The organism is Colwellia sp. RE-S-Sl-9, assembly GCF_048296855.1.
Classification (GTDB): domain Bacteria; phylum Pseudomonadota; class Gammaproteobacteria; order Enterobacterales; family Alteromonadaceae; genus Pseudocolwellia.
The window spans coordinates 2,864,050-2,885,632 of record NZ_CP182631.1; the positions used below are offsets into that span (position 1 = coordinate 2,864,050).

Genomic DNA, 21,583 nt, shown 5'->3' on the forward strand with positions numbered 1-21,583 from the left:
TCTATTTTCCTCCTTGGATTGTATTTTCATCTGTTGATTTTAATCCCTGAATGAGTACTCTCATTTTAAAATCACTCAGTAATTTGCTTTCTGCATCGGTTGATGTAATTGATTCTAATACTGCATCAATAAACAAATCAGAACGTTCAATCTCTCTAATCATGTTGGCTAGATGATTGTTTGATTCACTTTTACCTACGAGCTCTAAAGTATTATCTTGCTTTTTAAGTTCAGTTAAATAGATACCATTAGGTACAACTTTAGCGATTTCATTAAGTACTTGCGTACCAACATTTCGGCTCCGTTGTAACTGCTCAACAACACTCATTCTTTGCTCTAATTCTTTTTTCTTTTCGTCGAGTGTTTTTATCTCAGCAATACGAATATCTAAAATTTGAATTTCATTTTTTAAGTATTGATTTCTGGTGTTTTGTCCGTCAATTTTTGCCTGATAGAATTGGCTAACAGCAAAAACTAGTGCAAAGGCAACAATAGCAACAAGGGCTAATATTGAAAAGTATTCTCTTTGTTTGGTTTTTTCCGCCTCTTCACGCCACGGAAGTAAATTTATATGTGCCATGAACTAAAACTCCTTAATGCGAGCCCAGTAGCAACCATAAACTTAGGCGCCATAGCTTCTAACTTATCCATATTAATATGTTCAGATTTTCGCATTTCTTTGAAAGGATTTGCTATAACGGTATGGATACCAAGCTCTTCTGTCAGTAAGTTTTCAATGCCTTCTACTGATGCGGTTCCTCCTGAAATTACCAAATAATCAACTTTGTCCTTTCCGCTTGAAGTTAAAAACATTTGAATAGCCCTACGAATTTGCTGCACTAATACGGTATGAAATGGGGCAAGCACTTCAAAAGTATAATTAGGTGGTAAGTCGTTACTTACTTTAGCAAATTCAGCTTCTTCGAAGGTTTTATTGTAATAAGACACAATTGAACGAGTGTATTGTTCTCCGCCAAATATTTGATCACGGCTATAAATATGACTTCCTGATTCAGTTACTGAAAACAGAGTCATTACCGAACCTATATCGACAATTGCAACTACTTTATTTTCAGCATCATCAGGCAATTGAGATAGAATTAAATCGTAAGGACGACTAATTGCATATGATTCAACATCAATAACCTTCGCTTGAAAGCCCCCATTTTCCAAGGCCGACACTCGAGCTTCTACAGATTCTGTTCGTGCGGCACTTAGAAGTACATTGACTTTACTCGGATCAGACTCATTAACCTCTAATGATTCAAAATCTAGGCTAACTTCATCTAAAGGGTAAGGAATTAAGCTATCGGCCTCAATTTCTATTTGGCTCGCTAATTCTTGTTCGGTAAGGTTTACGTCCATATAAATTAATTTCGTGATAACTGTTTGACCCGAAACAGCTGCGGCTGCATGAGTAACAGATGATGTAATTTTTTTTCTTATTTTAGCAATTACATTACCAACAGCTTCAATATCTTGAATTTCACGGTCAATTACAGCACCTCTTGGCATTGCTTCTTCTAACAGCGCCTCAAGTGTATAACCGTCACTTCCTTGATTAATTAACACAGCTTTAACGCTATGCGAACCAATATCAATCCCTACAATGAGTGATACTTTCTTTTTCCATAGACTGCTTAACATAACATCCTACTAAGTTATTTTTGTTATTCAAAATAATAAACATAAATACATTTATTACACTGTTTTACAGGATATACTAGTAATATTAAACGATTTTATTAATTTTATTGAGTATTTTTTATTGTGTTTTCTTTTAAAAACCTATTAAAACTAAGTTTTATAATTATTACCTTAGGCATTATATCACTCTCTGTGCTATATATTTCAATGCGTTCAGAGTTACCTAGCGTTAAAATTCTTAAAGAAATTCAATGGCAAACGCCAATGAAAATATTTAGTGCTGATAATAAACTAATTTCTCAGTTTGGCGAAAAAAAACGAATTCCATTAACTCTGGACCAAATTCCTCAAAAACTTATTCAAGCATTGCTAGCAACAGAAGATGACAGATTCTATTATCACTTTGGTGTAGATCCTATTGGTATGTCAAGAGCTGTTTTAGGTCAGCTAACCGGACAAAACAAAGGTGGTGCTAGCACCATTACTATGCAGGTAGCACGTAATTTCTTCTTAAGTTCTGAAATTACTTACACCCGTAAAATTCGTGAAATATTTTTAGCTTTTCATATTGAGAGCTTACTTTCAAAAGACGAAATCCTCACGTTATACTTAAATAAGATCCCCCTAGGCCATCGCTCTTTTGGGTTCGGCGCTGCAGCACAAGTTTATTATGGAAAAGATTTAAATGACCTAACCCTTGCTCAAATAGCTGTATTAGCTGGTTTACCTAAAGCACCGTCAAGTATTAACCCTATTCGATCTCCAGAAAAAGCCAAAGCTAGGCGAGGTGTCGTTTTAAGACGCATGTTAGATAATAATTATATAACTGATCAAGAATACGAAGAAGCTATAAATGCTCCTATTACAGGAAAAATGCATGGCGCAGAAATAGAATTAAGTGCCCCATACCTTGCTGAAATGGCGCACCAAGAAGTTTTAACTATGTATGGTAAAGACAATGCTTACTCTGCAGGCTATAAAGTATATACAACCGTTCCAAGTCACTTACAGATAGCTGCGCAAAAAGCGGTACTGAATAACTTATATGCTTACGATCAACGTCATGGATACCGAGGGCCTCTTTTAAGCTTACGACCCCACTTAAAAGAATATGCGATTAAAAATGAAGAAAACCCTATTGTTTCTACTACCGATTTACTCAATGAAAGTGAAATACAAAATGCTATTAATGAAGTGACTACCTACCAATCTTTAATTCCTGCTGTTGTTATTGAAGTACTAGAAAACTCTGTCAGTGTTCGTTTGGCTGATCAAAGTATTGTAGATATAGGTTGGGATGGGCTCTCTTGGGCCAGAGAATATATTACAGACAGTAAACAAGGGGTCGCTCCTCAATTTGCCTATCAAATTTTAACATACGGCGATGTCATCTTAGTTTCTAAAGATAATGAAGAATATCGTTTAAGCCAATTACCCGCTGCCAGCTCAGCTTTGGTTTCGTTATCACCAGACAACGGCGCTATTCAAGCTATTGTTGGCGGTTATAGTTTTAAGCAAAGTCAGTTCAACCGTGTCACTCAAGCCAAACGTCAAGTAGGGTCGAATATAAAACCTTTTATTTATTCTGCAGCTTTAGAACATGGATTAACCTTAGGTTCATTGATCAATGATGCCCCCATAAATCAATGGGATAAAAGTGGAGGAAGTGTATGGCGTCCATCAAATTCACCAGCCAGATATGATGGCCCTATTAGAGTGAGACTTGCACTTGCACAATCTAAAAACGTTGTAGCTGTTCGTCTTTTTAGGCAAACAGGAAAAGAAAATGTTATTAACCATTTACAATCTTTTGGCTTTGCAAGAGATGAAATACCAAACAATGAAACATTAGCATTAGGCTCGGCCTCTTTTACCCCATTAGAAATTGCAACAGGATATGCTGTTTTTGCCAACGGAGGATTTTTAATAGAGCCCTATTTTATTGAGCGTATAGAAGACTCCTTTGGCAACATTGTATTCCAAGCAAATCCAAAAATTGCATGTGATGAGAAATGTATAAAAAACAAAACAAACGAAATTACTGAACTGTCATCTACTGAGTCTAATGCTCATTTTTTTGACACAACTACAGATTCACCGGTTAATTTAGCTAACGAAAATAAACAAGCCCCCTTAAATATTGCTAATAGAGTATTAAATCCACAAAATGCTTTTCTTATTACCAACGCAATGAACTCTGTTATTTGGGGAGCAGATTGGAATACTAAACCTTTTTGGCAAGGTACAGGATGGCGCTCAAGAGCATTAAAAAGAAAAGATCTATCAGGAAAAACAGGCACCACTAACCAATCTAAAGATGCTTGGTTTAGTGGATTTTCGAGACGACTGGTAACTTCGGCATGGATAGGTTTTGATGATCCCTCTAAAGACTTAGGTAGAACAACATATAATAAAAATTTGCCAGATAATCAAATAACAGGCTCAGAAGCAGGTGCTAATTCAGCTCAGCCTGCTTGGAATTTATTCATGAAGGAAGCACTACCCTACTTTCCGTATGAGCAATTTATACAACCTGATAATATTGTTTCTGCTCGTATTGATAAAGCAACAGGGAAGCTTACGCACAAAACTGATAACTCAAGTGTTTTTGAATACTTTAAGAAAGGTACTTTGCCTAATGAATTTATCCCTCAAAACAATAGTTATGAGACAAATAAAAACACCACATCAACAATTGATAATATTTTTTGAAACATATAACGTAAGTCAACAAACGAAACTTCAAAAATAACAATCGAAATTTTTTATTATTAAGAGGGATTTTATTTCTCTTAATAATAAAAATCTGCAATAACAATAAAAACCATTAAAAATCAATAACTTTAAAATAACACAACCCTCCATTAAAAACACACCTTAGCTATTTATGAAAGGTACACTGAAAACTTTCACAACGAAACACTTTTTTCTTTCGTTTTTTATAAAACTCCATTAGAATAGTCCACAACGCACATTATTTTGAAACTTTTACTCTTGGAGAAACATAAAATGACAACTTCGGAAAATTCAATCGATCTATCGCAATATGGCATTAATAGTGTTGCTGAAATTGTTTACAATCCATCTTACGAAGTGTTGTTTGCCGAGGAAACAAAAAGTGATTTAACGGGGTTTGATAAAGGCGTTGTAACGGAGCTTGGTGCCGTTAACGTTGATACAGGAATATTTACAGGCAGATCACCAAAAGATAAATACATTGTTAGAGATGACGTAAGTCGTGACACGGTATGGTGGTCTGATCAAGGAAAAAATGATAACAACCCAATGAGCCAAAAGACATGGGATCATTTAAAAAACTTGGTAACATCTCAACTAACTGATCAAAAGCTTTATGTTGTAGACACATACTGTGGAGCCAACAAAGATACGCGTTTAAAGGTTCGCTTTATTACGGAAGTTGCATGGCAAGCTCACTTTGTAAAAAACATGTTCATTCGCCCCACAGAAAGTGAGTTAGCCAATTACGAGCCCGACTTTATTGTAATGAACGGAGCGAAAACAACGAATCCATTATGGAAAGAGCAAGGTTTAAACTCTGAAAATTTTGTTGCTTTTAATCTAACAGAAAAAATTCAGCTCATCGGTGGTACTTGGTACGGCGGTGAAATGAAAAAAGGCATGTTCTCTATGATGAACTACCTTTTACCCTTACAAGGTATTGCTTCAATGCACTGTAGCGCAAATGTAGGCTCAGAAGGTGACGTTGCTATATTTTTCGGTTTATCAGGTACAGGCAAAACAACACTTTCAACGGATCCGAAACGTGAGTTAATTGGTGACGACGAACACGGTTGGGATGATAATGGTGTTTTCAACTTTGAAGGTGGCTGTTATGCCAAAACCATCAACCTTAGTAAAGAAAATGAACCTGATATATACAATGCAATCAGACGTGATGCCTTATTAGAAAATGTAACGGTTGATGCTAACGGTAAAATAGATTTTGATGATAATTCAAAAACTGAAAACACACGTGTTTCGTACCCTATTTACCATATAGATAATATTGTTAAACCCGTATCAAAAGCAGGACATGCCAAAAAAGTTATCTTTTTAACGGCTGATGCATTTGGTGTTTTACCTCCTGTAGCAAAATTAACTCCAGAACAAACACAGTACTACTTTTTGTCAGGATTTACAGCAAAATTGGCAGGCACAGAGAGAGGAATAACAGAACCTACACCTACTTTCTCAAGTTGTTTTGGTGCTGCTTTTTTAAGTCTTCATCCTACTAAATATGCTGAAGTACTAAAAAACCGTATGCAAGCTGTAGGCGCTGAAGCTTACTTGGTAAACACCGGATGGAATGGCACAGGTAAACGTATTTCAATTAAAGATACTCGTGCAATTATTGATTCAATATTAGATGGCTCTATTGATAAAGCTGAAACATCAATTGTACCTTTATTTAATCTTGAAATCCCTAACACTTTACCAGGTGTTAATGAAGAAATATTAGATCCAAGAAATACTTATGATTCTGCTAATCAATGGAATGATAAAGCCCAAGATTTAGCCACAAGATTTGTTAATAACTTTGATAAGTTTACTGATAATGATAATGGGAAATCTTTAGTTGCAGCAGGCCCACAACTCTAAATAAAAAGCAGTATAGGTGAAAAACTTATACTGCTTTTTAATTTTAACCTATCAAATTTGGGTTAATTCATAGGTAAAGTCACCGTTGCTTTTAACCCACCATTCTCAACATTAGTTAATTCAACATGACCACCATGTGAATCAACGATACGTTTAATAATAGCTAACCCTAAACCACTACCTTCTCCTCCTCTAGCTGTATCTCCTTGAGTAAAAGGCTGAAATAAACGAGACATCTCTTGTTCTGGGATACCAGGCCCCTTATCTATTACAGAAAAAGAAACACATTTTTGTTTCGCTAGCTCATCAGTTTCAATAATAATATCGTCATCACTGTAACGAAGGGCATTTTGAATAAGATTCGCAACAACCCTTTTTATAGCAATGTAACGAATTGGAATAGGGGTAATACTTTTATCTGTATAAGAAATAACGCGATCAGATATTTTTTCTGCCTGTATCACTTCTTTTAAAAGCTCATTTAAATCGCTCATTTCAACAGCATCTTTTGTATCATGACGAATGTAATCAATAAATTGATCGATAATTTTATTCATGTCATCAATGTCGCTTTCAATCCCTTCTTTAAAGAATTCATCTTCAGCTGACATCATTTCTGTTGCTAATCGAATACGCGTTAGTGGGGTTCTTAAATCATGTGAAATACCCGCCATTAACAAATTACGATCATCTTCTAATTGTAATATTCCTTTAGACATGTGATTAAATGCTTGTGTAACAGCAACAATTTCAGTTGTTCCGTTTTCCTTTAAAGGCTCAGGAAAGTTACCTCGGCCGACTTCTTTAGCAGCATACTGCAATGCTTTTAAAGGCCTATTAAGTTGCCTAACAAACAACCAACCTCCAGCAACACTTAACACACCTAAAATAACGAGAACAACCAATAAAGGGTATAAATTTTCTTCTTCCAAACCTGTTAGCGGAATTTTAACCCACCAATTAGGTGATTGCGGAGGACGGATCCAAAACAAATATTCATCACCTTGAGAAATTCGAACTTCTGCTGGACCACCTAATAATAATGTCATTTCTTCAGAACGAAAAGGATAATAAATGGCGTGTTGTAAACCTAGCTTCATTGCCACTTTTTCACGATAAACCCCTATTCCAGTTTCTTTATGAAAAGCTTCTGCCATCGCGGGTCTTAATACAGGATCATCAATATCAATAAACACCGCTTTTACTTGTTTAGCTAACAGTTGGTTAACTTGTTGAGCATTGGGCTGGAGAATATATATAGCTATAGAAATGTAGGAAACAACCTGATTAACTAAAAGTAAAACACCAATGAGTAATACAGTTTGTCCAAATGCACTTCGTGGTAATACTTTCATAATAATGTTGTACCTAAATACGACTGCTGAGTTACATAATTTTATTCAGAAAATAAGATGGGTTATCTTCACAATTTGAAGGAATGAGTGAAAGGTTTCACTCATTCTTGATAGGTAAGTTAAGCTGTACCGGTTCCTTCGGGTACAAATACATAACCTAATCCCCAAACCGTTTGAATATAACGAGGTTTTGCAGGGTCTTCTTCAAGCATTCTTCTTAAGCGAGAAACTTGAACATCAATACTTCGCTCTAAAGCTGAATAATCTCTTCCACGAGCAAGATTCATTAATTTATCACGTGAAAGAGGCTCCCTTGGATGACTAATAAGTGCTTTTAAAACAGCAAATTCACCACTGGTTAAAGGCATACTTACGTCGCCTTTTAGCATTTCTCTTGTCGCTAAGTTAAGTTGGTATTCACCAAATGAAATGATATTTTCTTCAAGGCTTGGCGCACCAGGAGCTTCTTGAACTTTTCGTCTTAATACCGCTTTAATACGTGCTAAAAGCTCTCTAGGATTAAAGGGTTTAGGCATGTAATCGTCTGCACCTAACTCTAATCCAATGATACGATCAACTTCATCACCTTTAGCGGTAAGCATAACAATAGGAATATCATTATTGTTTTGGCGTAAACGACGACAAATAGATAAACCATCCTCACCCGGAAGCATTAAATCGAGTACTAATAAATGGAAATTTTCTCGCTCTAATAAACGGTCCATTTGCTCAGAGTTTGCCGCACTTCTCACCACATAACCTTGCTCAACAAGATAACGTTCAAGTAGTGCTCGAAGGCGCATATCATCATCAACAACTAAAATTTTTGGAGTTTCTTGACCCATTGGAGTGCTCTCTGTTTTTACTATAAGGTAAATATAAATGAAAAAGCGCTAAAGTTACAAAGCTCCTTTGTGACAATGCCTAGGCATTTGTTACAAATTATGAATAGCTCGTCAATTTTAGCGCTATAGAAGATTTAATCCCCTAAGTTTAAATTATATTTTTCGATTAAAGAGTATAAGGTTGGTCTGGTAACACCAAGCAGTTCAGCCGTTTTAGACATATTGGTTTCAGAAAGCGAATAGGCTTTCTTAATAGCGATAGATTCTGCTTGCTCACGAACCGTACGCAAATTGAGCGATAATTCAAATTCTGAATTTTCATGATCAAAAAAGCCTAAATCTATTGCAGTAACTTGAGTACCTGTACACATAATAACAGAGCTTTTTACTTTATTTTGCAACTCACGAATATTTCCTGGCCATCTATGGCTTTTAATGGCACTAAAACCGTCGTCAGAAAAACTTTTAACATTACTTTTATATTCTTGAGCATAACGTTGTAAAAAGTATTGAGCTAAAATAAGTACATCTTCATCTCTGTCTCTTAGTGGTGGAATATTTAACGTAATTTCACTCACACGGTAAAATAGATCTTCCCTAAAGGTTTTCTCTTTTACCATCTCTTCAAGATTCTGGTTAGTTGCACAAACCACTCTTACATCTACTGAAATTTCTTGTCGTCCACCTAAACGCTCTATTTGCTTTTCTTGTAAAAAACGTAAGAGTTTAGCTTGAAGATTAAAAGGCATATCACCAATTTCATCTAAAAATAGTGTTCCACCTTCAGCACATTCAATTTTACCTTTAGTGGTTTTGTGTGCGCCTGTAAAAGCACCTTTTTCAAAACCAAACAATTCACTTTCTAATAACGTTTCAGGGATTGATGCACAGTTAATAGCAACAAACGGCTTATCTTTTCTATCACTCGCTAAATGAACAGCATTTGCGGTAACTTCTTTACCTGTTCCACTTTCACCCAGTAATAAGGCAGTGATTTGCGTAGGTGCTATACGTTTCACCATAGTACGCAATCTATCTATAGCGGCACTATTACCAATAATACCTATATCGCTACCGGCTACAGAACGCATTAACCTGTTTTCTTCCTCAATGGCGGCAACACTAAATGCACGAGAAATAATCACGTTAATGACTTCTGATTCGATAGGCTTTTGATAAAAATCGTATGCGCCTGCTGATATAGCTTTTAACGCATTGGTTCGATCATCGTTACCCGTAATAACAATTACTTTAGTATGAGGAGCTATTGTGAGAATTTCTTGCAGAGCCGCTAAACCTTCAGAAGCATTCGCTTCATCGGGTGGTAAACCTAAATCTAAAGTGACAACTTTAGGTTCAAAGCGTCTTACTGCAGCAATAGCGCTTTCTCTATCCCCAGCTAAGACAACATCATAATCAGACAGACTCCACTTGAGCTGTTTTTGAATACCCTTGTCATCATCAATGATTAATAATTTTTCCATTTAGAAAGAACCCTTACTTTATACTTATTATTGTTCGCTTATCTTAAAGATGATGTAGCAGGTACATTGACAATAAATTTACTACCAACACCTTCCTCACTCTCGACTTTAATAACCCCTGAAATACTTTCTATAAATTGCTTAGCTTCATAAACACCTATGCCCATACCCGCATTACCTTTAGTTGTGTCAAAAGGTTTAAATAAGCGCTTTTCAATAAACGCTTTAGACATACCGCAACCATTATCTTCAATTATTATTTGAATGTCATTTGAAACACTTCTTAAAAAAACTTTTACCCAACCATTTTTATCAGTTGCTTCTTGAGCATTTTGAATTAAGTGATTTAGCACGGAAAATAAAACATCTTTGTCAGCAGTAACCATAAGATCGCCCACTGAAATATATTCTACTAATGGCTTTTTCACATTCCGTTGAGCAACAACTTGTTCTAATACAGTATTTACATTAACGGTATTACTTTTAACTTGAGCAACTTGCTTATTACGTAATTGCGATAATACTTTATCTAAACGTTCAGTGGCTGATTCTACCGTTTCGAAAACATCATCAACAAATTCGGGGTTATTTCTATGTTTCTCAGCATTATTAGTTATCAATGCTAGCTGAGCTTGTATGTTTTTTAAATCATGAACAAGAAAAGCAGACATACGATTAAAGGCATCAAATTGTTTTGATTCTGCAATTTTGTCGTTGGCCTCATGTAAAGATAAAACATTTCCCAATTGCTGGGAAATGGCAAAAAATAAATCACGATCTTCCCAATTGAATTGAGACAGCTCTTTATCTGTTGCTAAAACAAATAAACCATAAAACTCTTTGCCAATAAAAATAGGTACAACAACCGAAATATTTTTATCTTGCCATTGCAATAAATTAAGAGATAAATCAGGATAAATACTCGGTGCTTCTGAATATTCTTTTAAGTCTATAATCCAACCTTCACGTTTACAAAAATGACAGAGGTGAATTAATTGGGGAACAAATATATCTTCAAACTCTAAGCCTGATGAGTACTTAGTTTCGAATTGCGTATTGGTAATTTGTTTTACAATAGCTCCATACTGAGTTCCAGTTTTAGACATCATGATCTGGGTAGCCATTTGATAATTATTTTCAGCGTCGCTACTTTCAATTTTCCCAATCAAGTTTAGCCATTCATCTCTATATTCATATTTATTAGCAAAAAAGTTTTTCGCTATAAATACTTTAACATTTCTTCTCAATGTTTCTGTTGCTAGTAAAGTGATAAGAACAATACCACCTAAAACCAAAAACCCAACACTAAATACAGAGCCCCACTTGCCACCAAAATAACTTAATACATAACCAACAACCGCCATAATAATTAAATACACACCGGCAATCATTAGCATTGAGCTATAAAAAACAACATTACGGGATACAAAAATTCTTACAGAACCGTTTTTAATTCTTCGGGTGCTGATCATCAGCAAAGGAACAACAACAATCGCGATAAAGCCTCGGCTAAACCAAAAATTAAAATCGAGCCTTTGTACCATCATCGCTTGTGCGTAAAGCACAAAATCAAACAACGACACACTTGCAATCGCGATAACAAGAGGCCATATCGCCCATCGTACTTGAGAATTAGCACTGCGATAAAGTTGCTCTAATAAAACGAGTGTCCATAAATTGAGGACAATAAACAGTAAAAATAAATACTCATATGAAAAATGTAACGTATAGGTCAGCAACCAACAACTTGCCATTAGACCCGCCCAAATAAGGCTATATTTTTTTATATAAATATTGGAGAACAATCTTCGAAACGTGGTTTCTTCCGTATTACAAATGAGAACAAGAATAGACCAACAAGCTATTTTGACACCGTCGGCGACCATAACCCATTGTAAAGTAAATCCAAATTTTATTTGAAGAGCGGCAACAAGGTTGGCTGTAAGAGTAGAAATAGCACAAATGATAATACATCTAGCTAAAAGTGTATTATTTCGAGCAGCAAAGAGCAGTAAGGTAAAAATAACATATGAAAAGCTCGCAAAAGCGTAGCCTAAAAAACCAATTGAATCCATTACCAATCACCATGTATGTTTTTAACTAGTAGCGCACACATAAGCCCTTCTAATCACTAACAACATACTACCGTTAATATGTTACTTTTTCTACGTTTAGCATGTAATACACGATAATTTTTCGTTGATTAGTCAGTATTTTGGTAAGAAATGGCGCTCTCGGCAGGAATCGAACCTGCGACTTAGACTCCGGAGGTCCACGTGATATCCACTTCACCACGAGAGCTACATTTTGTAGGCTGCGATTCTAGTCAAAACCTCACTTCATTTCTAGTGTTAGCTTAAAATAAATACCACTACTTTGAAAAACAATACTCAAGCTTGCCTATCAATAAAACTTTACGTACATTGTATGCTTTGCACTATATCGTTTGAAGGTTCATGCTTAGTTCTCCTGCTAAAAATCATTTATGTAATACCGTACTACTTGGGAATTTAGTTGATAAACCCATTATTAGGTATCAGGCAAATCCCATTTTAGCTATCGCTGAATTTACTTTAGCAACCCACAGTAAATGGTTTGATAAAGCAACCAATCAATATAAAGAATGGACTCGCTACCATGTTATCAAAGTGATAGGTGAAGTTGTTGAGCGCTCACTGATACACGCACAAAAAGGCGATATCATTTTATTACAAGGGTACCTACTTAATAGTAAGAAATCAGGCCGAGAAATTATTCATGCGACTTATGCCCAAACTTACCCTAAAGGTTATGCTAAATCTCTTAATCAAATACACTGCAGTGGGCAAATTCACTCCTCTATTAAGTTTGTAACTACTGAGCACAATAAAGAACTTGCAGAGTTAACATTACTATTAAACTTTTTTGTGCACTCTTCTGTAACTCAAGAACTTAAAAATGTAGAAATTGAAAGACCTATTCACATATGGGGAAAACAAGCGTCTTACATTAATGAACAAGCAAAAATAGGAGATCATTTAGTTATTGAAGGTAAACTAAGTTATTTAAATAACTCAAATAAATCTCAATTAATTGATTGTCAGCAGGTGATATTGCTAAAATGAAGTAATCAATGGACTGTAAAACATAATTCTAGCTTTTACTCATTTATAAATGAAGATAATGAAGAAAAATAAAAACACATTTTATAATATAAAATATCTACTCATTGGTCTTTTGTTTTCAATGGGAATCAATCAAATTGCATTTAGCTCAACTCCATATGTTGTGGAGCCTTTTATTGATTTACCTAAACTAACAACAAACAATTTTTGGTTGTTACCCCTTACTAACACCACACGCAATAATCAACTCTTCTTTACTGATTCAACAGGGAAAATGTATCGCTCTAAAGGGCAAAAAATACAAGCTCAGCCTATTATTAATTTTTCAAAAAACTTAGAACAAAACAAAACCCGTATTTTTACTGCGGTCACATTACATCCTAATTTTCATTTAATGGATCAAACGGGATACAATGTAATTTACACGGCTCATACTGAACTTTACGATCCAACAAAGAAAAATAACCAACTGAGTAAAAAAGAATTAGAAGTACAACATACACACGATGCAGTTATTACTGAATGGCAACTTAGCAATGTTAATAAAGATCAAATAAATATTTCTCACAAAAGAGAAATACTCCGTATTGCAGCCACAGCGTCAAACAAAATTAATCAATTATCTTTTAATCCTTATTTAAAGTCTTGGAGTGATGACTTCGGTTACCTCTATTTTTCATTAACGCCGAATAAAGAGCTTAAAGATTTGCCTTTATATTCAGGCAGTATATTAAGAATTAACCCTGAAAAGTTTGGCTTACGCAATTACACCATCCCGCATAACAATCCATTTATTAAAAATACTAATATTCAAGATGAAATTATTATATTAGGCGTACAAAATATCAGTCAGTTTACTTGGTCTAAACAAACTAAAAATCAATTAATTGTTACCCATGCGTATAATCATGAACACTTAATATCTCTCACATCATTGGGCCAAGATTATTTGTTAACTCCTCCTAAAGATCCTTTATATCAAGATCAAAATGAAAACATTCATTTATCAAACGTGTATTACAAGGGAAGAGAACTCGATACATTATGGAACACAATATTATTTATATTACCTACAGAGAATGATTGGCAATTACATTCATTAAAAGTAAATAACCACTCGACAACAGCCCAACAGTCAGAAAAAGTGATTAGTTTTAACCAAGCAACTTTTCCTACAGCAAACCAACTGGTATTATTTATTGCGCACGAGAACGAGCTCTTTGTGTTTGATAAAACCCATTCTACTGTATATAAAATATTATCAAGTCTAGTACCAGAAACATCTTCAGCTACAGCTAAAAGAGTTGTAGCAGACGAAGAATCATCTTCAAATAGCTGGTTTTATATATTAATACTTTTAGCTCTGATCGGTATTGTTATATTTGTTATTAAAAATAAATACAATCAACTTTTTATAAAAACAAAATCAATGTTACGCAGTAATTTTGCGCGTTTTGAATTTAATACCGCAACAGACGAAGTATCATTATTCAAGCGCCACGAAAATACCGTTAGCAAAGTTATTTCTATCAAAGAAATTCTTTGTAGTGAAATACTGCTTAACGACATTGTCATCAATCAGGTAACACATACAGATGACACCGCTTTTAGTAACTCAATTGAAAACGCATTAAGAATTACTTTTGAACAAGAACATCGAGACAAGATGATTGACGATAAAGTAAGAAAAATCACATTAAAACTCACAACTACTGAAGACGAAGAATTTTCAATTTGCTCTTACCTAAGAGAAGGCAACCAAAGACTTACAAAAGAAAAATACCACACAGTTATTGAACACGTTATCGACTGGCAATGGTATATATCATCAAAAATAAATGTAAATCACATTGCCAATAGAGTAATTAAAACGCCAGTTCCACCAGCAATAAAACAAAGAATTAAAAGCAAAAAACCTACACCTAAACCAGACATACAAAATAAGATCAAAGAAAAAAGTGCCAGTCCAACATTCAACAAAAGCACTAAAAACACATCAAGTGGCAAAGTAAACACAAAATTACTCGATGCTTTAAACAAGTTGGTTCTTTTAAAAGAGCAAGGTTATTTGACTGAAGACGAATTCACTTTAGCCAAAAACAACTTATTAGAAAGCTTAAGCAACGATAGTTAAAAGAATAAGTAGATAACAATCAAACACATTCTATTAAAAAAAAATACGTTATGGTTGATTACTATAAGTACAATTGTTGCCTTGTATGCGCTACTTTCTATTACTTTATTTACTCAAGATTCGTTTCAGCACTATTTACTTTCATTTACACCTAATAATATTTACAGCACATTTATACTGCTTACTATGCTTGTGGGGCTTTCTTGTATTGGTGTACCTAGGCAAGTGATTGCCTTTACTTGTGGCTACTTCTTCAGTGTGATTTTAGGTGTGTTATACGCCACATTTACTGTGACTATAGCCGCTTACATAACCTATAAATTGGCTTCGATATTTCAACACAGTTATATTGCCACAAAATATAAAACCCAACTTATTCAACTCCATAATTTTTTATCTGTTAACACCTTTTCAAAAACACTCATAATTAGATTACTTCCAGTTGGCTCTAACTTTTTGACTAATATTTTAGCGGGCATAGCGAACGTACCACTATCACCTTATATTTTAGGGAGTTGTGTAGGTTTTATTCCACAAATGATAATTTTTTCATTAGCAGGTTCAGGGGTAAAACTAGCGGAGTCTACCCACATTATTGCGGCAGTCATTCTCTTTATTATTGCTAGCTTATTGGGGTGGCGATTACATAAAAGTAATAATACCAATTTGATTAAATAAATGATCTACTTTTTTATGAAAAAAAATGGATAAATATAAGGCACAAAATTTAGTAACTCGTTATTCTACTTATAAATTTTATAACGCTGTAGTTATTCATTTTAACCATTAAAAATGAGCTGTTAATTAATCAGCTTGATATAATCCCCATTAAATTAATCAATTCAGCACTTCGCTAATATTCAAAGATTAAAGACATAAAAAAAGAGCAACTAGTGCTCTTTTCTCTAAAATATATAAAACTTACATTACTTTAAAGTAAGTAAATAATTAACAAGTTTCGTATAATCTTCTTCAAAGTTATTTCTATCTAATGCCGAAGGGTTCACTTTATATTTCCCATTAACAATAACGGTTGGAACCGAATTTAAATACCCTTTCCCGTCAGGTCCTTTTTTTGATGAGAAGTAATCTTGATTCTTTTTCATTAATTTAGCTTGGCTATTTACTGAAAAACTAGACATTAACTTGTCAAATTTATCTCCATCAGCTCCATTTAATACGAAAATATTACGGATATCTTTCTCAGAAGTAATAACCGCACGCTGAATATGAATATAGTTAAAAATAGCGCCTACTAGTTTAGCTTCCATCTCCATTTGTTGAGCAACAACAATTGCTTTACTAAGTAACGCTTGAACTTTAGGAGAAGCTGCGCGCAAAAAATCCACATGATTTTTTTCAAATTTAGTACCTTCTGGAAGCGCTGCTTCAAGCTTAGTCATGATCGGTTCAAACTTGAAACAATGCGGACAATAAAATGAAAAATATTCGCGAACTTCAGATTTTTTAGAAACATTATCGTCAACAACAGTATAGTGCTCACCTGCTTTATAATCTGTCGAGCAAGCCATCAATGGCATACATAACATTACAATCAAACTTAAAATTTTCTTCATTATTACATCCTAATAAATGTGTTTTGCCAACATTGGCTACATTGGAATTAAACTTAAAGGCGGTTGTTGCAAAGCCGACATTTGCTCTTTAAGCATTAAAATTTGTTGTTCCCAGTACTTTTCGCTGTCAAACCATGGGAAATTTCGAGGGAATGCAGGGTCTTTCCATCGCTTACATAACCATGCCATATAATTAACAACACGCATAGTTCGTAATGATTCTATCAAAACAAGCTCACTTGTATCAAATGTAAAGAACTCTTCATACCCTGCTAAAAGTGTATCGAGTTGTAACAGTTGCTCATTACGGTCGCCTGAAAGCATCATCCACAAGTCTTGAATAGCTGGGCCTGTTTTACAGTCATCTAAATCAACAAAATGAGGACCTTTGTCGGTCCAAAATATATTTCCCGCATGGCAATCACCATGTAACCTAATTTGTTTTTTAGGTTTATATTGAGCGGCAGCCACTTCATTTACTTGTTCTAAAATAGTAAAAAATGGAAGATTTAATGACTTAGGTACAAACCCCGATGCTTGAATAATTTTACTTGCATCAAAAAGCATATCATCAACACTTAATGCAGGTCGTAACTCAAAGTTTTTTGTAGAAGATACCCCATGAATACGTGCAATAAAACGCCCCATCCATTCAAGTTGTTCTAAGTTATCTACTTCAAACGTTCGACCACCTCTACAAGGAGATACGGTAAAATAATAGCCCTGATAATTAAATAAAGTTTCACCATTAACGCATAAAGGCGGTACTAAAGGCAGCTCTTGGTTATCAAGTTCTAAAGCAAAGTTTAACTCTTCTCTTATTTGATTTTCGGTCCAACGCTCTGGGCGATAAAACTTAGTGACGTACTTAACAAGATTTTCATCATGAAATTGATAGACACGATTCTCATAACTATTTAAAGCAAGTAAGCCACTGTCTACCTTAAAGCCAACGCTTTCCAACCCATCTAAAATCAAGTCTGGGGAAAGCGAGGTAAAATCAAATACTGACATGTATTTCTCTATAAAAGCACTTCACGCAATAATAAACGTTAGTGCTTTAACATACTAGCTCTAGCGTTTATTAAAAAATCGGCTTTCATGCTCTAACTTAACATCGCTTTCAGGTTCAATTTGTTCAATAACAAATGTTATATCATTCATGTATGACTTTAATTCATATGGGTCTACAGAAATACTAATAGGTAATGTGTATACGCCCGCGCCAGCAACTTTAATAATTTGATCGCCATGCCATTTAGTATTTTCAATGCCCTTAACTGATAATTTATACGTATTGTTGGTTTGCGATTTATTTAATATCTTTAAGGTATATACATTCTCAATATCGCCATTAAAGTTTTCTTTCGATAATTCGTTTCTATCTCTAATAATATCTAAAGATACGGGAGAACGATTCACTATTTCTAAAACCAATAAACTTGACATAATCAATAGTACGCTGGCGTAACCAATGAGTTTTCCACGAACAAAGTGTACTTTCTTGCCTTGTAACTCATGTTCGGTTGCGTACCTAATAAGTCCTCTTTCATACTTCATGTTATCCATTACGCCATCACAGGCATCAACACAAGCACCACAATTTATACACTCATACTGTAGGCCATTTCGAATATCGATACCGGTAGGACATACCTGCACACATAAGTTACAATCTATACAATCACCTAAGCCTAGTTCTTTAGGATCTTGTTTTCTCCCTCTAGGACCTCGATTTTCCCCACGTTTAGCATCATAAGATACCGTCAAGGTATCTTTATCAAACATTGCTGACTGGAAGCGCGCATAAGGACACATATGTAAACACATGGTTTCACGCATCCAGCCCGCATTTCCGTATGTGGCAAAAGTGAAAAAGATAATAATACCGGCGAGTGTAAGTGAAGTATTGAGTGTAAATACATCAATCACAACCTCTCGCATTGGTGCAAAATATCCCACAAATGTCATAGCCGTAAATAAAGAAAACAACACCCAAGCCGTATGTTTTAAGGATTTACGCCAAAATTTATTAAAACTCATGGGTTGGCTATCAAGTTTTTTACGCTGATTGGCACTGCCCTCTATTTTTTCTTCGAACCAAATAAAGATAAAGGTCCATACAGTTTGCGGGCACATATAACCACACCAAACCCTACCTAAAAAGGCAGTCACAAAAAATAATAGAAATGCGCCAAGAATAAATAACCAGGCTAATAAAGTAAGATCTTGTGGCCATAGAGTTAGGCCCCATAAGGTAAAGCGCTGCAATTCAAGATCAAACAATACTGCTTGATGCCCGTTATATTGCAACCAAGGTAAACACGCAAAAAAAGCAAAGTAGACTAAATTCATGCGCTGTCGTAATTTTTGAAAAAAACCAGATACTTTTCGTACATATATCTGGTCACTTGGCTGATATGTTTCAACACCCTTAGGCTTGTGTATCTTGATATTTTTTACAGGAATTTGAACTAATTTTTTATTTTTTAACTCTTGCTCACTCACAAAAAACCCTTACTCAACAAAGCTGTTTTATTAAAAAAATTAAATAGGAAAGCAACAAATATAATATATTGTTGTTGAAAAATTGATTATCCTATAAATACGGCCCCATTATACGACAAGATATGAAAAATTTATTGATATTGATCGTCTCAGCAGCGCTATTTTTGCATTTTTACCCTCAACCTGAATTAACACAATGGTATAACGAGCAAAAAGAGTCTATGTTAGCAAGCTTTAATAATGCAACGGACACTAAAGTAAGGCTAAATGCCAAGAAAGTATTTAGCGATTTAGAGCTCTCTTTTAATCGTTTTTCACCTGAAGAAGTGGAATACGCGACACAAATAACGGCTAATAGAGATAATATTATTTCGTTTTACAAAGCATCTTGCGAGGCTTACAAACCTGATTATAATTTTCAAGCGGCAAACCAAAAAATTGTCTGTAAAACTATTGGTAAGTATCATAAATACTTTTAAATACCTTTATATAAAATGAGCAAAGTTGAAAAATTAACAATTTTGCTCATACATCTTGAATGATAACGGGTATATAAAAAACACTGAAGTACAATTATTTTAATCGCGTATTCATAGACATAAATATTTGATGGTGTAGTATCATTAAAGAAAAAGATTAATAGTTTTGCTACGAGATGTTTAAACATGGTTAACAAATGGAATAACGGATATTTCTTTAAACAAAGAGTTAACATACTCTTCGTAGTCGCTTTTTTTATTGTAAATTTATTCAGCATTAATCATGTAATAGCACATGAAAACACCTCCATTACTACACAACAAAATCAATTAATAAAAACTAATTCTCCCGCAACTTCAGACATTACTATTCAAGATCAAATAAATGAAATTTACCGTAATGCGAGTTATATCATTGGTGTTTTATGCTTCATCGTTATAATTATATTAGCCGTCTATTACCGAAAAATTCAAAGTAAAGAACAAATACGACAAAAAATTTCTGACGAATTAAAAATTGCAGAAAAAGCACGTAAGTTAGCTGAAGAGTCGGCTCAAGAAAAGCTCACCTTTTTAGCAAGAATGAGTCACGAAATAAGAACTCCAATGAATGGCGTTTTAGGTATGGCAGAAGCGCTAACTTATACAGAACTTAATAACCATCAACAAGAATTATTAGGTACGTTAAAAGATTCTGCAGGTAACTTACTAACATTATTAAATGATGTGCTCGACTTCTCAAAAATGGATGCAGGTAAATTAACCTTAGAATCAGTTCCCGTTAATTTACATCAGTTAAGTCGCAATATAACTAACAGCTTTAAACAGTTAATACCTGATGAACTTGAGCTCACCTATAACGTAGCAGATGATATTACTCACAACTATTTAACCGATCCCACACGTATATCACAAGTACTCAATAATTTGGTCAGTAATGCCATTAAGTTTACTGAAAAAGGTGCAGTTACACTCAATATTGATTTGCTCGAATCTAACACAGTAGATAATGACATTATCGATACCATTCGTATTTCAATTAAAGATACAGGTATTGGTATCCCTCTTAGTCATCAATCTTCTTTATTCAACCCTTTTAAACAAGCTGATGATGCGATTACACGTAAATATGGCGGTACAGGGTTAGGACTTAGTATTTGCCAAGAAATAGCCACAGCTATGGGAAGTCATATTGAGTTAGAGTCCACGGAAGGGGTTGGAAGCCATTTTTACTTCAACCTATCGCTTGTTCAGTCAGGTGTAGAAAGTGACACTGAAGACCGACGTAAAAATAAGCGCGTTATCAACCCACCTAACGACAATCGTTTTAAAAACTTACGTGTATTAGTAGCAGAAGATAATATTGTTAATTTAAAAGTACTTACTGCACAACTCGGGCGCTTAAATATACACCCTGATATTGCACAAGACGGCGACCAAGCATTGAAAATGCACAATAGCCTTGCGTACGACATTATTATTTCAGACTGCCACATGCCAATATTAGACGGGTTCGAACTTGCTTCTATTATTTCAAAGCAAGAAAATGTAAACCCCGTATGGATCATCGCAATAACGGCTGATGCGTTAGACGATGCCGCTGAAAAATGTATATCAGCTGGCTTTAACGATTACATGTCGAAACCTTGCCCGCAGGAAATGATCACCAACAAGCTCAACAACGCTTATCGACAATTAGTTAAAAATAATGATGATGCTGCTTCTGAAGATCTTTAATCGCTTTTACCGATTACGACAAGCTAATTTTATCGCTTTAATTAAAAACATAAACCTTGCACAATAGCTCCAAGTTAAACGATACCAAACGGA

16 protein-coding genes and 1 tRNA gene are annotated in these 21,583 nt (G+C 34.7%); 7 read left to right on the top strand and 10 right to left on the bottom strand.

Annotation, left to right across the window (positions count from 1 at the left end; all coding sequences use genetic code 11):
* Position 1: 1 nt before the first annotated feature.
* Positions 2–580 carry a PilN domain-containing protein gene (locus ACM9HF_RS12380; RefSeq protein ID WP_473608722.1) on the bottom strand — a complete coding sequence of 193 codons (579 nt, stop codon included), beginning with the start codon at positions 578–580 and terminating at the stop codon, positions 2–4.
* Positions 568–1,647, bottom strand: coding sequence for a pilus assembly protein PilM (locus ACM9HF_RS12385; RefSeq protein ID WP_473608725.1), 1,080 nt, complete (start codon positions 1,645–1,647; stop codon positions 568–570). The genes ACM9HF_RS12380 and ACM9HF_RS12385 overlap by 13 nt, the downstream gene beginning before the upstream one ends.
* Before the next feature lie 123 nt (positions 1,648–1,770).
* Between ACM9HF_RS12385 and ACM9HF_RS12390 the strand changes: the two genes are divergently transcribed.
* Entirely contained in the window at positions 1,771–4,359 is a 2,589-nt protein-coding gene (locus ACM9HF_RS12390) for a penicillin-binding protein 1A (protein ID WP_473608729.1), read from the top strand.
* Positions 4,360–4,656: 297 nt separating this feature from the next.
* Entirely contained in the window at positions 4,657–6,267 is a 1,611-nt protein-coding gene (pckA, locus tag ACM9HF_RS12395) for a phosphoenolpyruvate carboxykinase (ATP) (protein ID WP_473608733.1), read from the top strand.
* A 62-nt stretch (positions 6,268–6,329) separates the two neighbouring features.
* Here pckA and envZ read toward each other — a convergent pair whose 3' ends face one another.
* The 5 genes from envZ to ACM9HF_RS12420 form a co-directional block, all read right to left on the bottom strand.
* A complete protein-coding gene (gene envZ / locus ACM9HF_RS12400; RefSeq protein ID WP_473608737.1) occupies positions 6,330–7,622 on the bottom strand; it encodes a two-component system sensor histidine kinase EnvZ in 1,293 nt (430 codons plus the stop codon).
* A 119-nt stretch (positions 7,623–7,741) separates the two neighbouring features.
* Positions 7,742–8,467 (bottom strand): osmolarity response regulator transcription factor OmpR, encoded by a 726-nt coding sequence (ompR, locus tag ACM9HF_RS12405; protein ID WP_473608742.1) that lies wholly within the window; start codon positions 8,465–8,467, stop codon positions 7,742–7,744.
* Positions 8,468–8,601: 134 nt separating this feature from the next.
* Positions 8,602–9,951 carry a PEP-CTERM-box response regulator transcription factor gene (gene prsR, locus ACM9HF_RS12410; RefSeq protein ID WP_473608746.1) on the bottom strand — a complete coding sequence of 450 codons (1,350 nt, stop codon included), beginning with the start codon at positions 9,949–9,951 and terminating at the stop codon, positions 8,602–8,604.
* Between the two features lie 38 nt (positions 9,952–9,989).
* Complete coding sequence (prsK, locus tag ACM9HF_RS12415; RefSeq protein WP_473608749.1) at positions 9,990–12,026, bottom strand: XrtA/PEP-CTERM system histidine kinase PrsK; 2,037 nt, start codon at positions 12,024–12,026, stop codon at positions 9,990–9,992.
* Between the two features lie 151 nt (positions 12,027–12,177).
* Positions 12,178–12,252, bottom strand: a tRNA-Arg gene (locus ACM9HF_RS12420).
* 155 nt (positions 12,253–12,407) lie between these two features.
* Between ACM9HF_RS12420 and ACM9HF_RS12425 the strand changes: the two genes are divergently transcribed.
* From ACM9HF_RS12425 to ACM9HF_RS12435, 3 genes are all read left to right on the top strand, one after another.
* The gene (locus ACM9HF_RS12425; RefSeq protein WP_473608753.1) at positions 12,408–13,055 is read left to right on the top strand and encodes a single-stranded DNA-binding protein; all 648 of its coding nucleotides are present in this window, start codon (positions 12,408–12,410) and stop codon (positions 13,053–13,055) included.
* Between the two features lie 121 nt (positions 13,056–13,176).
* Entirely contained in the window at positions 13,177–15,189 is a 2,013-nt protein-coding gene (locus tag ACM9HF_RS12430) for a PQQ-dependent sugar dehydrogenase family protein (RefSeq protein WP_473608756.1), read from the top strand.
* A gap of 54 nt (positions 15,190–15,243) precedes the next feature.
* Positions 15,244–15,867 carry a TVP38/TMEM64 family protein gene (locus ACM9HF_RS12435; protein WP_473608760.1) on the top strand — a complete coding sequence of 208 codons (624 nt, stop codon included), beginning with the start codon at positions 15,244–15,246 and terminating at the stop codon, positions 15,865–15,867.
* Between the two features lie 248 nt (positions 15,868–16,115).
* On the opposite strand, the gene ACM9HF_RS12440 is transcribed toward ACM9HF_RS12435, so the two are convergent.
* The 3 genes from ACM9HF_RS12440 to ccoG are packed head-to-tail and all read right to left on the bottom strand — an operon-like array spanning position 16,116 to position 19,274.
* Positions 16,116–16,766 carry a thiol:disulfide interchange protein DsbA/DsbL gene (locus ACM9HF_RS12440; protein WP_473608764.1) on the bottom strand — a complete coding sequence of 217 codons (651 nt, stop codon included), beginning with the start codon at positions 16,764–16,766 and terminating at the stop codon, positions 16,116–16,118.
* 36 nt (positions 16,767–16,802) lie between these two features.
* On the bottom strand, positions 16,803–17,780 hold the full coding sequence (locus ACM9HF_RS12445; RefSeq protein WP_473608769.1) for a serine/threonine protein kinase: 978 nt from the start codon (positions 17,778–17,780) through the stop codon (positions 16,803–16,805).
* 60 nt (positions 17,781–17,840) lie between these two features.
* Positions 17,841–19,274, bottom strand: coding sequence for a cytochrome c oxidase accessory protein CcoG (gene ccoG / locus ACM9HF_RS12450; protein ID WP_473608773.1), 1,434 nt, complete (start codon positions 19,272–19,274; stop codon positions 17,841–17,843).
* Between the two features lie 122 nt (positions 19,275–19,396).
* Here ccoG and ACM9HF_RS12455 point away from each other — a divergent pair, with 122 nt between their 5' ends.
* Both ACM9HF_RS12455 and ACM9HF_RS12460 read left to right on the top strand, forming a co-directional pair.
* Complete coding sequence (locus tag ACM9HF_RS12455; RefSeq protein WP_473608777.1) at positions 19,397–19,753, top strand: hypothetical protein; 357 nt, start codon at positions 19,397–19,399, stop codon at positions 19,751–19,753.
* 186 nt (positions 19,754–19,939) lie between these two features.
* Entirely contained in the window at positions 19,940–21,490 is a 1,551-nt protein-coding gene (locus tag ACM9HF_RS12460; protein ID WP_473608780.1) for an ATP-binding protein, read from the top strand.
* Positions 21,491–21,583 lie beyond the last annotated feature (93 nt).

Excerpts from the sequence above, each read along its gene's own strand:
- ACM9HF_RS12380 (WP_473608722.1), bottom strand. The coding sequence starts at position 580 with ATGGCACATATAAATTTACTTCCGTGGCGTGAAGAGGCGGAAAAAACC.
- ACM9HF_RS12385 (WP_473608725.1), bottom strand. The coding sequence starts at position 1,647 with ATGTTAAGCAGTCTATGGAAAAAGAAAGTATCACTCATTGTAGGGATT.
- pckA (WP_473608733.1), top strand. The coding sequence starts at position 4,657 with ATGACAACTTCGGAAAATTCAATCGATCTATCGCAATATGGCATTAAT.
- envZ (WP_473608737.1), bottom strand. The coding sequence starts at position 7,622 with ATGAAAGTATTACCACGAAGTGCATTTGGACAAACTGTATTACTCATT.
- ompR (WP_473608742.1), bottom strand. The coding sequence starts at position 8,467 with ATGGGTCAAGAAACTCCAAAAATTTTAGTTGTTGATGATGATATGCGC.
- prsR (WP_473608746.1), bottom strand. The coding sequence starts at position 9,951 with ATGGAAAAATTATTAATCATTGATGATGACAAGGGTATTCAAAAACAG.
- prsK (WP_473608749.1), bottom strand. The coding sequence starts at position 12,026 with ATGGATTCAATTGGTTTTTTAGGCTACGCTTTTGCGAGCTTTTCATAT.
- ACM9HF_RS12425 (WP_473608753.1), top strand. The coding sequence starts at position 12,408 with ATGCTTAGTTCTCCTGCTAAAAATCATTTATGTAATACCGTACTACTT.
- ACM9HF_RS12430 (WP_473608756.1), top strand. The coding sequence starts at position 13,177 with ATGGGAATCAATCAAATTGCATTTAGCTCAACTCCATATGTTGTGGAG.
- ACM9HF_RS12440 (WP_473608764.1), bottom strand. The coding sequence starts at position 16,766 with ATGAAGAAAATTTTAAGTTTGATTGTAATGTTATGTATGCCATTGATG.
- ACM9HF_RS12445 (WP_473608769.1), bottom strand. The coding sequence starts at position 17,780 with ATGTCAGTATTTGATTTTACCTCGCTTTCCCCAGACTTGATTTTAGAT.
- ACM9HF_RS12455 (WP_473608777.1), top strand. The coding sequence starts at position 19,397 with ATGAAAAATTTATTGATATTGATCGTCTCAGCAGCGCTATTTTTGCAT.
- ACM9HF_RS12460 (WP_473608780.1), top strand. The coding sequence starts at position 19,940 with ATGGTTAACAAATGGAATAACGGATATTTCTTTAAACAAAGAGTTAAC.